Source organism: Polaribacter sp. (genome assembly GCF_965656025.1).
GTDB lineage: Bacteria > Bacteroidota > Bacteroidia > Flavobacteriales > Flavobacteriaceae > Polaribacter.
Map to the genome: position 1 here is coordinate 3,920 of NZ_CBFHJT010000018.1, position 13,048 is coordinate 16,967.

At 31.5% G+C, this 13,048-nt stretch carries 13 protein-coding genes and 1 pseudogene; 9 read left to right on the plus strand and 5 right to left on the minus strand.

The window, feature by feature from the left end:
* The 4 genes from ACTG3S_RS05025 to ACTG3S_RS05040 form a co-directional block, all read left to right on the plus strand.
* The coding region (locus tag ACTG3S_RS05025; RefSeq protein WP_439128278.1) for a chorismate mutase at positions 1-703 on the plus strand (703 nt) is incomplete at its 5' end.
* A 377-nt stretch (positions 704-1,080) separates the two neighbouring features.
* Entirely contained in the window at positions 1,081-2,046 is a 966-nt protein-coding gene (gene rsgA / locus ACTG3S_RS05030) for a ribosome small subunit-dependent GTPase A (protein WP_439128279.1), read from the plus strand.
* A gap of 2 nt (positions 2,047-2,048) precedes the next feature.
* Entirely contained in the window at positions 2,049-2,501 is a 453-nt protein-coding gene (dtd, locus tag ACTG3S_RS05035; RefSeq protein ID WP_439128280.1) for a D-aminoacyl-tRNA deacylase, read from the plus strand.
* A 4-nt stretch (positions 2,502-2,505) separates the two neighbouring features.
* Entirely contained in the window at positions 2,506-3,159 is a 654-nt protein-coding gene (locus tag ACTG3S_RS05040; RefSeq protein ID WP_439128281.1) for a TatD family hydrolase, read from the plus strand.
* On the opposite strand, the gene ACTG3S_RS05045 is transcribed toward ACTG3S_RS05040, so the two are convergent.
* Complete coding sequence (locus ACTG3S_RS05045; protein WP_439128282.1) at positions 3,156-3,782, minus strand: 4'-phosphopantetheinyl transferase family protein; 627 nt, start codon at positions 3,780-3,782, stop codon at positions 3,156-3,158. The two genes, ACTG3S_RS05040 and ACTG3S_RS05045, sit on opposite strands and share 4 nt — an antisense overlap.
* A 62-nt stretch (positions 3,783-3,844) precedes the next feature.
* On the opposite strand from ACTG3S_RS05045, the gene ahcY reads away from it, so the two are divergent.
* From ahcY to ACTG3S_RS05070, 5 genes are all read left to right on the plus strand, one after another.
* A complete protein-coding gene (gene ahcY / locus ACTG3S_RS05050; protein ID WP_439128283.1) occupies positions 3,845-5,158 on the plus strand; it encodes an adenosylhomocysteinase in 1,314 nt (437 codons plus the stop codon).
* A 486-nt stretch (positions 5,159-5,644) separates the two neighbouring features.
* Positions 5,645-6,616, plus strand: coding sequence for a hypothetical protein (locus tag ACTG3S_RS05055; RefSeq protein WP_439128284.1), 972 nt, complete (start codon positions 5,645-5,647; stop codon positions 6,614-6,616).
* 177 nt (positions 6,617-6,793) lie between these two features.
* A complete protein-coding gene (locus ACTG3S_RS05060) occupies positions 6,794-7,327 on the plus strand; it encodes a T9SS type A sorting domain-containing protein (protein WP_439128285.1) in 534 nt (177 codons plus the stop codon).
* Positions 7,328-7,532: 205 nt separating this feature from the next.
* Positions 7,533-7,898: a S24 family peptidase gene (locus ACTG3S_RS05065; RefSeq protein WP_439128286.1), complete on the plus strand. Its 366-nt coding sequence runs from the start codon at positions 7,533-7,535 to the stop codon at positions 7,896-7,898.
* Positions 7,895-9,169, plus strand: coding sequence for a Y-family DNA polymerase (locus ACTG3S_RS05070; protein WP_439128287.1), 1,275 nt, complete (start codon positions 7,895-7,897; stop codon positions 9,167-9,169). Before ACTG3S_RS05065 ends, ACTG3S_RS05070 begins: the two co-directional genes overlap by 4 nt.
* Before the next feature lie 9 nt (positions 9,170-9,178).
* Here the strand turns inward: ACTG3S_RS05070 and ACTG3S_RS05075 are convergent, their stop codons facing one another.
* The 4 genes and pseudogenes from ACTG3S_RS05075 to ACTG3S_RS05090 all read right to left on the minus strand — a co-directional run.
* Positions 9,179-10,315 carry a permease gene (locus tag ACTG3S_RS05075; protein ID WP_439128288.1) on the minus strand — a complete coding sequence of 379 codons (1,137 nt, stop codon included), beginning with the start codon at positions 10,313-10,315 and terminating at the stop codon, positions 9,179-9,181.
* A 3-nt stretch (positions 10,316-10,318) separates the two neighbouring features.
* Entirely contained in the window at positions 10,319-11,509 is a 1,191-nt protein-coding gene (locus ACTG3S_RS05080) for a pyridoxal phosphate-dependent aminotransferase (RefSeq protein ID WP_439128289.1), read from the minus strand.
* Between the two features lie 287 nt (positions 11,510-11,796).
* On the minus strand, positions 11,797-12,201 hold the full coding sequence (locus ACTG3S_RS05085) for a heavy-metal-associated domain-containing protein (RefSeq protein WP_439128290.1): 405 nt from the start codon (positions 12,199-12,201) through the stop codon (positions 11,797-11,799).
* Between the two features lie 42 nt (positions 12,202-12,243).
* Positions 12,244-13,048: pseudogene (locus tag ACTG3S_RS05090) on the minus strand (TonB-dependent receptor); the annotation flags it as partial.

Consider the following 13,048-nt stretch of genomic DNA (forward strand, 5'->3'; position numbering starts at 1 on the left):
AGGAACAGATAAAATTGTTTTGGTTAAAAACCCAATAAACCCAGATTTAGCATTGTGGTTGGGGGGTATCGAAAGATTGTACACAGCAGGAATTAAAAATTTAGGAGCCATCCATAGAGGATTTTCTACCTATGAAAAAACCAAATATAGAAATGTTCCAGAATGGCAAATAGCCATTGAATTTCAAAATAAATTTCCAGATTTACCTTTAATTTGTGACCCATCTCATATTACAGGAAATAGAGAAATGATTTTTGATGTTTCGCAAACTGCTTTAGATTTAAATTTTGATGGTTTAATGATTGAAACACATTGGGATCCAGATAATGCTTGGTCTGATGCTGCACAGCAAGTTACACCAACAAAACTGAAGCAAATTATGGAAGATTTAAAGATTAGAAAAGAAACCAATACAGAAATAGAATACGAAAATTCTTTAAATAATTTACGTGCACAAATTAATGTTGCAGACGATCAATTGATTGAATTGTTAGGAAAAAGAATGAAAGTTTCAGATCAGATAGGAGCTTTAAAGAAAGAAAAAAACGTTGCAGTTTTACAATCAAAACGTTGGAACGAAATTCTTGGTAACATGATTTTAGAAGGCGAGCAAAAAGGTTTAAGTGAAGAGTTTGTGTTGAGAATGTTCAAAGCAATTCATCAAGAATCTATCAATCATCAAGAAAAAATTATTAATGGCTAAAACTCTATGAAAGTTTTTTCTGCTGAACTTGTTTCAGTAGCTAAATAAAAGTACCTACAAGGTTTTTAAAATCTTGTAGGTATTATTTTTTTGGGCGTTCCCAAGCCAAAAAGCTTGGTTAGGCTGGAGTTTATCTTGAGCGCAGTCGGAAGGCACTCGCTTCACGCCAAAACGCGTGAGAGCTCAAACAGTTGCTCAATCCTTAACGCGAACTGAAAACTCCGAAAATAAGTTATTTAAAAATATTTTTAGCCCCTTCAGGTTTTTAAAACCTGAAGGGGCTTATTTTACCCTAATCTGTAAGTTTTTTTATATGTTCAAAATTTTACTCGAACTGACATTATCATAATAACTTAAAATTCTGCATCTTTGTAATAATGACAGGAACAGTATATAAATCTACAGGAAGTTGGTATTTTGTAAAAGATACACTAGGGAACTTTCATCAATGTAGAATTAAAGGAAAATTCAGAATCAAAGGCATTAAAAGTACCAACCCAATTGCGGTTGGCGATAAAGTGCAATTTGATATCGAAAAAAAAGGAGATGAAGAAACAGGAGTCATTAAAAAAATATTAGATAGAGAAAACTTTATTGTACGTAAATCTGTAAACCTCTCTAAGCAAACCCATATTATTGCTGCCAATATAGATCAGGTTTTTTTATTAATCACTATTAATAATCCACCAACATTTACCACATTTATAGACCGTTTTTTAGTTTCTGCAAGAGCTTATAGAATAGATGTAATTTTAGTTTTTAATAAAATTGATGCTTATGAAATTGAAGAAAGAGCAGAAATTTTATACCTAAAAGACATTTATGAAGCTATTGGTTATAGATGTGTAGAAGTTTCTGCCACTGAACAAAAAAACGTTGCTACCATAAAAGAAATGATGCAAGACAAAACCTCAATGTTTGTAGGGCATTCAGGAGTAGGTAAAACCACATTGGTAAATGCGATAGAACCTAGTTTAGATTTAAAAACCAAAGAAATTTCAGACCAACACAAACAAGGGCAACACACCACAACTTTTGCAGAAATGTTCGATTTAAGTTTCGATGCCAGAATTATAGACACACCAGGTATCAAAGGTTTTGGAGTGGTAGATATGGATAAATACGAGTTGGGTGATTATTTTCCAGAGTTTTTTGCACTAAAACAAGATTGTAAGTTTAACAATTGCATTCACTTAAAAGAACCACATTGTGCTGTAAAAGAAGCTTTAGAAAACGAAGAAATTTCTTGGTCTCGTTACAAAAGCTATTTGCAAATTATAGAAGGAGAAGAAGAAACAGAACATTTTAGAACTGATATTTGGGACGAAGAAGATAATGACTAATTATGAAAACAGTAATCCAAAGAGTATCAAAAGCAAGCGTTACCATTGAAGGTGAAAAAGTTGCCAATATAAAAACAGGTTTATTGGTTTTATTAGGTGTTGTTGCAGAAGATACGCAGGAAGATATCGATTTTTTAGTCAGAAAAACCGCAAACTTGCGCATTTTTAATGATGAAAATGGTGTAATGAACAAATCTTTAAAAGATTGTAATGGAGAAGTAATAGTTGTAAGTCAGTTTACCTTGCATGCAGCCACCAAAAAAGGAAACAGACCTAGTTATATAAAAGCTGCAAAGCCAGAAATTGCCATTCTTTTGTATGAGAAATTTTTGTCATCCTTAGAAAAAGAACTAAATAAAAAATTACAAACAGGTGAGTTTGGTGCAGATATGAAAGTAGAATTGTTAAACGACGGTCCAGTAACTATCATTATAGATTCTAAAAATAAAGAATAATCATTTGGATTTTATAGACATCCATACTCACAAAAAACGAGTTTCAGAAAACGTAATTTCCGTAGAAAATAAATATCCAGTTTCTTTAGATTTTTCAACACCCTTTTCCATAGGGATTCATCCATGGTTTATCAATAAAAATAAAATTGATGAAGAACTTTTAATTTTAGCCCAAAAACTGCAACATAAAAATTGTGTTGCTCTTGGCGAATGTGGTTTAGACAAAGCTATAAAAACTGATTTTGAGCTACAAAAAACCGTTTTTAAAAAGCAAATTCAACTTTCAGAAAAATACAAAAAGCCTCTAATAATTCATTGCGTAAAGGCTTATCAAGATATAATAGCATTTAAAAAAGAGCTAAAACGAACACAAGTTTGGCTAGTGCATGGTTTTAATAAAAACTGGCAAGTTGCCCAAAGTTTATTAAAAAACGGAATTTTACTATCTTTTGGAACAGCTATCATCAACAATAAAAAGTTGCAAGAGGTAGTTGCAAAAGTACCATTAGAAAAACTATTTTTAGAAACCGATGATAAAGACAGTACAATTGTAGAGGTGTATGTAAAAATGGCAAAATTAAAAGGTGTGCCTTTAGAAATTTTACAGCAAAAAATAAATGAAAATTTTAGAATTTTTAATTTTTCAGAAACAAATTAATAAGCATACACACAAGTAAAGCCTTCAAACTCTAAAAAGGCTATTTCGTAGGTCATTTTTTCACCATTATATTTAATTTCTCCACTTGTTTTTTCATCAGCAAACTTAAAATCTTCAATATAAATATGGTGTAAGAATAGTAGTTTTTTCTTTCCGTAAATTTTATACAAACTCTCTTTAGCCCCCCAAACAATGGTTAGTTTACTAATCAAAGCATCAACATTTGCAATGGTTTTATACTCTTCTATGGGCGTAAATTTATGTGCTATTTTTAAAATTTTATCTCGTTGTTTTTCAATGTCTATACCCACGTGCAAATCATCAGAAATAATAATGGCAGTAAAAGTAAAAGAATGAGTTATGGAAATGAATTTACCATCTTTTAAATGCGGTTTGCCAAACTCATCATAAATCAAATCAAAATCAGTATAACCTACGTTTTTTAGCAAATGTCTAATGCTTAAAAAACCTTTTTGATGCAGCTCAGACCTCATGGAATGTAAACGAGTTTCACTATTTTTAGAAAGTGGGGTATCTTTTTTTAATTCGGCAATAGATTCTTCAATCTTCCAAATCAGTACTTTAGTAGTTTTGTTAACCGTTAATGTTTTGTAAAGAGCCATATATTTTAAAATCTAAATCGTATCTTTGCACCTTTAAAAAATAGAATATAAAGATACAAAATATGAGCACAAATACAGCTTACGTTCCATTTAAAGTAAAAGATATCTCTTTAGCAGATTGGGGAAGAAAAGAAATTGAATTAGCAGAAGCAGAAATGCCAGGTTTAATGGCGTTAAGAGAAGAATATGGAGATGCACAACCTTTAAAGGGCGCAAGAATTGCAGGATGTTTGCACATGACCATTCAAACTGCAGTTTTAATTGAAACTTTACAAGCTTTAGGTGCAGACGTTACTTGGAGTTCTTGTAACATTTTTTCAACTCAAGACCAAGCAGCAGCTGCAATTGCTGCAACAGGAACACCAGTTTATGCGTGGAAAGGAATGAACGAAGAAGAATTTGATTGGTGTATAGAGCAAACCTTATTTTTTGGTGAAGACAAAAAACCATTAAATATGATTTTAGATGATGGTGGAGATTTAACCAATATGGTTTTAGATAAATATCCAGAATTGGCTGCAGGAATCAATGGATTGTCAGAAGAAACAACTACTGGAGTTCACAGATTATACGAAAGAGTAAAAAACGGCACATTACCAATGCCAGCAATTAATATTAACGATTCTGTTACTAAATCAAAATTTGATAACAAATACGGTTGTAAAGAATCTGCTGTTGATGCAATTAGGAGAGCAACAGATATTATGTTAGCTGGTAAAAGAGTAGTAGTTTGTGGTTATGGAGATGTTGGTAAAGGTACAGCAGCTTCTTTTAAAGGTGCAGGTTCTATTGTTACAGTTACAGAAATAGATCCAATTTGTGCGTTACAAGCAGCTATGGATGGTTTTGAAGTTAAGAAACTAGAAACGGTTATGGGGAATGCAGATATTATTATTACTACAACAGGTAATAAAGATATTGTAAAAGAAGAACACTTTAAAGGTGTAAAAGACAAAACAATTATCTGTAACATTGGGCATTTTGATAACGAATTAGACATTGCTTGGTTAAACAATAATTATGGCGATACTAAAGTAGAAATCAAACCTCAGGTAGATAAATATACCATAGATGGTAAAGACCTTATTATTTTGGCAGAAGGACGTTTGGTAAACTTAGGTTGTGCAACTGGGCATCCAAGTTTTGTAATGTCTAACTCATTTACCAATCAAACATTGGCACAAATGGAGCTTTGGAACAATGCAGATGCTTACGAAAACAAAGTATACATGTTACCAAAACATTTAGATGAAAAAGTAGCAAAATTACACTTAGAAAAAATTGGTGTAGAGCTTACGGAATTACGTAACGACCAAGCTGAATATATTGGAGTTACAGTAGAAGGTCCATATAAGCCAGAACATTACAGATACTAGACTTTATGTTTAGTTACTAATTCTAAAAGACGTTGTCATTCCTACGTAGGCAGGAATCTAATTATAATACTTAGAAACTCTTTCATTTGAACTGAATCTATTTCAGTTTCATTGAAAGAGTTTTTTTATTTGGACGCCTGCATGCTGCAGGCAGGTTTTAACAGGCTGGAATTTATCTTGAGCGAAGACGAAAGACTATGTCTTTTTTTCGTTCCTAAAAAAAGGATGTCGTTTCTATCCTTAACGCGAGTATAGTCTGCTAAAAAAATGGAAAATAATTTATATATTGTTTTACAGTATCAATTTTCTTATTTTGCACTAGGTTAATCAATTAAAATTTAGTCCACTAAAAAACAAGACTTTTTCTTGTGTCATTATTATTTTTTTTAAACCAATGTTATTGGTAAAAATTGGATTAAGAAAAATGTGTTGCAATTATTAAAGATAAATGATGATATGCAATTAATACTATTTAATATCATTAAAATGAAAACAGTATATATCCTTGTTTTGTTTTTTACCCTTTCATCTTTGAAAGCCCAAACAGAAGTTATTGATTTTGGGGATATACCTCTTGGTCGTTTATCTGCTACAAAATGGCAAAATTTTAAATGGAATAGTTCTGGAAATTGGGAAATTATAGACGTCACCAAAAGAGGTATTGTTCCAGGTGCACCAGAAGATATCGCTCCAAAAGTAATGTCAATAATCAATAATGGAAGTGGAAAGAGGATTCTGAAGTTTCCTGTCGGAACTTTTCATATTAAGTCACGATTGAAAATATTAAAAGGTGATATACAAATTGTTGGTGAAGGAAAAGCTACCAAATTTATGCTTCAAGGAGGAGCAAATGCTGGATACATAACGATATTTGGCAATGAATCTGGAGATTATAAGTTAGCAGCTGATGCGTCACGTAGTGACTCAAAAGTTACTTTAACCTCTACAAGCGGACTTAATGTAGGTGATTATTTTATTGTTAAACAGGGTGGATCACTTATTAGACCAAATGCTAATCCACTTATTACAGGGAAGGAAACACAGATTTTTAAAATTATTGCAAAATCAGGCAATGAACTTAGTCTTGATATGAACTTCGGTATTCCTTTTTTTAAAGATCATACCACAGTATTAAAAATGAACTTTTTAAAAAATATTCGATTTCATAATTTCTATATTGAGAGACCTTCAACAACAAACGGTAATGGAGATGTGAATATCTACTTGAGAATGCTTCAAAATGCAGAATTCTCTAACATAGAAAGTAAAAATGTACTAAAAACGCACATAGCCTTATTCAACTCAAGAGATGTGATTTTCTTTCAAAACTATTTGCATGGCAATTTTGGTTGTGATAAGTGTGGTGGTTACCAATATGGCATTTCGCTGGTTTCTTGCACTCGAGTAAATTTAATCAACAATAGAGGCTCCAATCTCCGCCATTTTTTCATTTCTTAATTTGGTACAAATCACAGTGTATTTGCTTATAATAGAGCTGAGTCACCTTACAATCATTATGGAGATATAGGTCAACATAATTCAAAAGGATGCCATAATAACCTTTTTGAAGGAAACTATGGTAAAGAAATTTTTGATGACGGAAATGAAAGAGCAGGTTGGGGAACACGTTATACAATGTGGTTTAGAAACCATGCCATAACTCAAATTGGCAGTACAAGTCGCTTTGTGGAGGATATGACGATTATTGGAAATGAAATTGAAAGCGAAAATGGAGAGAGAACTGGAATAAGAGATGGAGAAGTGGGTATGCCTGGAAAAAACACCTTTTCTGGTGGAAACATTTTAAATGTTTCTGTTGAAGGTGAGGATGGAAACGTAGTTTGGGGAGATATGAAACCTGAAGATCAGATACCTGCATCTTTGTTTCTATCCGAAAAACCTGATTATTTAAACAAATGGCCATTATACGGAACTCCTGCATCCAGCCAATTAGGTATTGACGGAATACTAGAAAAAAAGAAATTATTGTTTCCTAACCCTACAAATGGGCTTGTACATCTGCCAGAAGTAATAGAATGGGAGGTGTTTTCCATTAAAGGTGCTTTACTGAATTCTGGAGAAAGTAAAAAGATAGACTTACGCAAATATAAAAGTGGAGTTTACCTGATTCTTATAAAAGGAAAGTTACATAAATTATTGAAGCATTAAGGCAATTTAAAACAATTGCTTTTTTAGTATCACAATAAACCATGGTTTCATAAAACAAGATACATTAATTACTGTTAGCTTGCTAAAGTCATATTATCGATTTGTAACTGCTTTTTTTAAATAATAAATCTAAAAACATTAAAATTTGTTAATTACTTCTCTAAAATTAACATTTACCAATTCCTTTTTCTTGTAATTTTAAAGTGTGAAATTAGGAGAAACAAAATTGGTGCAAAAAACCAAAAAAAGTTACAGAGTTGCGCGTCCAAAACAGACGGGTTTTTCTAGTCCTGCCACACATTACACAGAACCCAGAATAGATTTAAACGACGTTTTAATAAACAATCCTTCAGCTACTTTTTATGTGCGTGTTATCGACAATAGTTTTGCTGAATTTGATATTTTAGAGAAAGATGTTTTAATTATCGATAAATCATTATCGCCTAAAAATAATCAGTTGGCGGTTATTGCAAAAGAAGGTGCTTTTCAAATTATAAGAATAGATACCAACGCTAAAGAAGAAATACAGCTCTGGGGTGTCATCACTTATATTATAAAATCTACTTTATGATTGCTTTAGTAGATTGTAATAGTTTTTACGCATCTTGCGAACAAGTTTTTAGACCCGATTTAAAAGGGAAACCAGTAGTAGTTTTAAGTAATAATGATGGTTGTGTAATTGCTGCCAATAAAGAAGCAAAAGCGCTGGCACACATTCCTATGTTTCAGCCTGTTTTTAAAATAAAAGACATTTTAAAAGCCAATAACGTCACTTGTTTTTCTTCTAATTATACCTTGTATGCAGACATGTCTCAAAGAGTGATGGATACTTTACGAGAATTTTCGCCAATGGTAGAAGAATATAGTATCGATGAAAGTTTTGTAGATTTATCTCACTACCAAGCAGATGAAATTGAGGCAATTGCCCATAAAATAAAAAATAGGGTTCATAAAAACACCGGAATTCCTGTTGGAGTAGGAGTTGCCAAAACAAAATCGCTCTCTAAAATAGCCAATAAATTTGCAAAGAAAATTCCAGAAAATAAAGGGGTTTTGGTAATAGATACAGCAAAAAAAAGAACCCATTTATTACAATTAGCAAAGGTAAAAGATATTTGGGGTATAGGACGTAAGCACACCATTCGTGTAGAAAATACAGGTGCAAAAACAGCCTTAGATTTTGCCAACATGCCTTTGGCTTGGGTACGTAAAGAAATGACCGTTGTTGGAGAGCGTTTGTGGAGAGAGCTAAACAATTTTCCTTGCCATAATTTGGTAGATATTGTAAAACCCAAAAAAGGGATTGGTACCGCAAAATCTTTCGGAAAAAAATTAACAGATTACAGTATTATTTCAGAAGCTACCAGTTTTTATGTGGCAGAAGTAGCAGATTTATTGCGTCAGCAAGGTTCGGCAGCAGGTTGTATAGAGGTTTTTTTACACACCAACTCTTTTAGCAATATCGACAATCAGTACCGTAATAAAATAATTATCACCTTAGATACACCCACAAACAATACTGTAAAGTTAACAAAAGAGGCTTTAAAAGGACTGAAAAAAATTTACAAACCAGGTTATCGTTATAAAAAAGTAGGTGTTAATTTGTTTCATTTAATTCCAGAAAATCAAGTTCAAATAAGCCTTTTTCATCAAGAGCATAAAGCAGAAAGTAAAAAACTATCTGATGTAATAGATCAGCTCAATAGCAAGTTTGGTAAAAACAAAGTTAAGCTAGCAACTGTGGGAAATAGAGAAAAAGAATGGGGATTAATTAAAGAACACAGAAGCCCTAGATTTACCACACAATGGAATGAGCTTTTAACAATTGGTCAGAAAAAATAATATTTTACACTATTGTTGATCTGTAATTAGTTGTTTTTTTGTTTTTGTTACATTTCTTTTTTCGGTAGATGTGCTTTTTTTAAAAGCTTTTACTAACGGGTACAAAATACCAACAAAAGCTAAACATCCGCTTAGAATTAGTAAATTTCCAATAGAAACAAATGTTTCACCTGTACTTAAAATACCTAAAATAAGAAGTACAGAAATTGGTAATGATAAGGCTAAGATAGAAAGTGCAAAATTGGTATTGAACGTTTTAGATTTGGTATTTTCTTTTTCTTCTTTATAATTTACAGCAGAAATATGCGCAAAAGGCCAAAAACTACAGGCGCTTAGTGCAAAAACAATCATCACTAAAATATCGTTGGCAATAGTTAAATCTATAAAAAATATAATACCTGCTATTAGCAGTAATGTAAAGGCAGCCCTTAACAGGAGTAGAGAGAACAGTTGAAAAAACTGTTTCTTTTTAATTTTTACAGCCAAACCAATAAAAATTAAAACTAGAGGTGTCATTACAAAACTTAATCTTGTTAAAGTAATCGATAAAAAATTTGGAAATTTATCTAAAGTAATCCCAAAACCAACAAGTATAAGTGCTGCAAAAATAAATAGGTTTACAGGTTCATAAGCCATTGTTTTAAGTAGCATTTTTAGTTTAGATTTTAGAGAATTAGCTGTAAAATCTGCTTGATTGTAATGCCATTTAAGAGCTACTAAATATAAAAGAAATAGTACAAAAAACTTGTTACCTAAATCCGCCATTGCAGCTTTTGCAAGAGATGCATCTCCTAAAAACTCTAAAATAAAAGGAAAACAAGATAAACCTGGGGCTAAAGAAGGGATTAATAGTTTGGCTGTTTTCCCATTTGCTGAATTTTTATCAATACCAATTAGAGTTAATAAAAATGGTGTAAAAACAAAAAGAATAGCATTAAATCCTAATGCCAAAATAGGAAACAGTAATAAGTCTCCATTAATTTTTACTTTTAATAAGGCAATAAATATGGTTGCAGGCAATGCAATGGTTAGTATTAAATTTTTTAATCCTTTGGTCTGGTCGCCTGCTGGAATTTTCTTTTTTAATAAAATTCCAATCAAAATAAACAGTAAAAAAGAAATTGTTTTTTCTAATGCACCATTCATAAATTAAGCAAATATTTCTGTAATAGCGTTGGTAAATTTTTTCATTTCTTCTGTAGTACCTATACTAACTCTGCACCAGTTTTTATCCCAAAATTTAAAAGCTCTTACAGCTACTTTTTTAGAGTAAATTTTCTTTAGAAACTCTTTTCCATCCATAGGGATTTCAAAAATAATAAAGTTAGTTTCAGAGGGTAAGTAAGAAAAATTATTTTCTTTTAAATATGACAAAGTAAAGTTTCTTGCTTCTGTAATTTTAGTTTTACAAGACATTAAAAAAGCCTCATCATCTAAACTAGTAGTTGCAGCCATAATTGATGGTCCAGTGATTCCCATTCCTCCACGAGTAATTTCGCTAATGCTATCTAGCGTTTCTTTTTTACCAATTACATAGCCAATTCGTAAACCAGCCATTCCATGGATTTTAGAAAATGTTCTAGCAACAATAACATTTTTACCTTCAGCAACTAAAGAATTCATAGAATCTTTAATTCCCTTTTTAGACAACTCTATATAAGCTTCGTCTACAAAAACAGGTACTTTTTCTGAAACTCTACTACAAAAATCTTTTAATTTTTTAGCATCCGTAATAGACCCTGTAGGATTGTTTGGGTTACAGATATAAACCAGTTTAGTATCTTTATCTATACCAGCTTCCATTGCATCTAAGTCATGTTGAGAATCTTCTAATAATTTGTAAGATTTCCATTTTCCACCTACAGATTTAGCGACAACAATTAAAGACATATAGCTTGGGTCTGCACTAACAACGTTACCTCCGTTTTGAAAAAGTACCATTGCTACTTTTTCTAATAGGTCTGATGAACCAGGCCCCATTAAAATTTGATCTGGATTAATTCCTTCTTTAGTGGCAATTTTTTCTTTTAAATTCGTTAACGTTTTCCACGAATAACGATTTCCATTAAATACTTCTTTTTGAAAAGCAGCTGCAGATTTCGGTGGTGGGCCATAAGGATTTTCATTAGCTCTTAAAATTACCAAATCTTCTTCCTTGTCTAAGAAAGGAGGTGTAAACTCATTAAAAACACCACTGCTGTTAAATAAAAAGGGACTGTTATTGTTTTGTGCCTCTAAAACAGACGCACTCCAAATATCACTTGGCATAAATGCTAAAGCTCCCAAAGATAAAGCTCCTTTTTTTAACCATTCTCGTCTATTAAAATTTCCTGAATTCATGTGTTTGGTAGTTTTAAAAATTAATACCACTAAATTATAAAACTATTTCTTTTTACAAGTATGGATAATTCAATATAAATCATAAATATTTGGTTTATATTGAAAAATAATTGGTAATATTTTGTTTTTAATATTAATAATATTTAAAAAAGTTGCTTTTACTGTTTATTTGTTAATGTGTTTGGGTTTGGTTCTTTAATATGATTTTAGTGGTTGTAAAAAAGGTGAAAGCATAAAAAAACCTACACAAATGTGTGTAGGTTTTATCTTTTTATGTGTTAATATATTTATTGTTTTTTCAACTCTCCATTATGATCTTCTATAATTTTGTTATCTCTGTATTTACAACAAGGATGCACGGAGTTGTAAGCTTCTTCTGTTGCTTCTAATTTTTTGTCTTTATCTAATAAAATATCATGCCCAACAGCCATTATATTTTTTTGAACTTTAGCAACCTCAGTTTTACGCTCATCCATAATTAGGTTGAGTTGATGCGATTTCACATCCCAAACAGCAAATTTTACACCTCTTGTTTTTAAGGCAGCAGTTTCTATTCGTTTTTTACACATACCACAAATACCATCTACTTTAAAAGTAACTTTGGCATTTTTGTTTTTCTTTTTAATTTTTTCTTGTGCTTGTGTAGAGAAACCAAGTAAGAATAGACTGAGTATAAATATTATTTTTTTCATTTTTATTGTTTTAATTTTATTGAATTCCACTGTGTGGATTGTTTATTTAATTTTAAATCTTAATCCTGCATAAATAGCACGTCCAAAAATGGGTTGATACACAATAGTCGTATCAAAATATGGTCCAAAAGGATTGTCACTTGCTAAAATAGGATTTTTTTGTTGAACATTGGTTAAATTTTCTGCACCTACATAAACTTCAAATTTATTAGAAAACACTCTAGTTACTTGGCTGTTTAGTAGCTGAAAAGAATCTGAAAATGCTGCCAATTGATATTGGCTAGGGTTGCTACTTGTGTTTGGTAAACGTTGTTTTCCAATACTATTAAAGGTAGCGTCAAATTTCCATTGAGATCCATTTTCTTGCAAATTGGTTTCGTAAGAAAGGTTGGCAAAAAACCTGTTTTTAGGCTGAATAGGTTTCTCTAAATTACCATTTTTGTAATCTGTAGCAACATCAAAATACTTGTACGCAGTTCTTACATTAAACCCTTTACTTAATTGATAATATAATTCAACCTGAAAACTATTAGCAATACTTTTACCCCCTAAATCGTAAAAAGAAATTTCTTGTGGGTTTTCCCAATCTACCACAACTTGATTGCTAAAATCGGTTCTGTAAAAATCGAAGGTAATATCTCCTTTTTGCTCAAAAATCTTAAATTTCTGCATGTAAGAAATTCCGTAATTCCATGCAATTTCAGGATTTAAGCCATAAATATTTCCACCAACATTATCAATATTAATTTGTCTAGAACTCGCAAAAAATTGCTGATTTTCTGCAAAAATATTCGCGCTTCTTTTTCCTCTTCCAGCAGAGGCTCTAAAAACGCTGTTTTCCCAAGGC

Bases quoted from the DNA above. Each gene is read 5' to 3' on its own strand.
- rsgA (WP_439128279.1), top strand. From the start codon at position 1,081: ATGACAGGAACAGTATATAAATCTACAGGAAGTTGGTATTTTGTAAAA.
- dtd (WP_439128280.1), top strand. From the start codon at position 2,049: ATGAAAACAGTAATCCAAAGAGTATCAAAAGCAAGCGTTACCATTGAA.
- ACTG3S_RS05045 (WP_439128282.1), bottom strand. From the start codon at position 3,782: ATGGCTCTTTACAAAACATTAACGGTTAACAAAACTACTAAAGTACTG.
- ahcY (WP_439128283.1), top strand. From the start codon at position 3,845: ATGAGCACAAATACAGCTTACGTTCCATTTAAAGTAAAAGATATCTCT.
- ACTG3S_RS05055 (WP_439128284.1), top strand. From the start codon at position 5,645: ATGAAAACAGTATATATCCTTGTTTTGTTTTTTACCCTTTCATCTTTG.
- ACTG3S_RS05060 (WP_439128285.1), top strand. From the start codon at position 6,794: ATGTGGTTTAGAAACCATGCCATAACTCAAATTGGCAGTACAAGTCGC.
- ACTG3S_RS05070 (WP_439128287.1), top strand. From the start codon at position 7,895: ATGATTGCTTTAGTAGATTGTAATAGTTTTTACGCATCTTGCGAACAA.
- ACTG3S_RS05075 (WP_439128288.1), bottom strand. From the start codon at position 10,315: ATGAATGGTGCATTAGAAAAAACAATTTCTTTTTTACTGTTTATTTTG.
- ACTG3S_RS05080 (WP_439128289.1), bottom strand. From the start codon at position 11,509: ATGAATTCAGGAAATTTTAATAGACGAGAATGGTTAAAAAAAGGAGCT.
- ACTG3S_RS05085 (WP_439128290.1), bottom strand. From the start codon at position 12,201: ATGAAAAAAATAATATTTATACTCAGTCTATTCTTACTTGGTTTCTCT.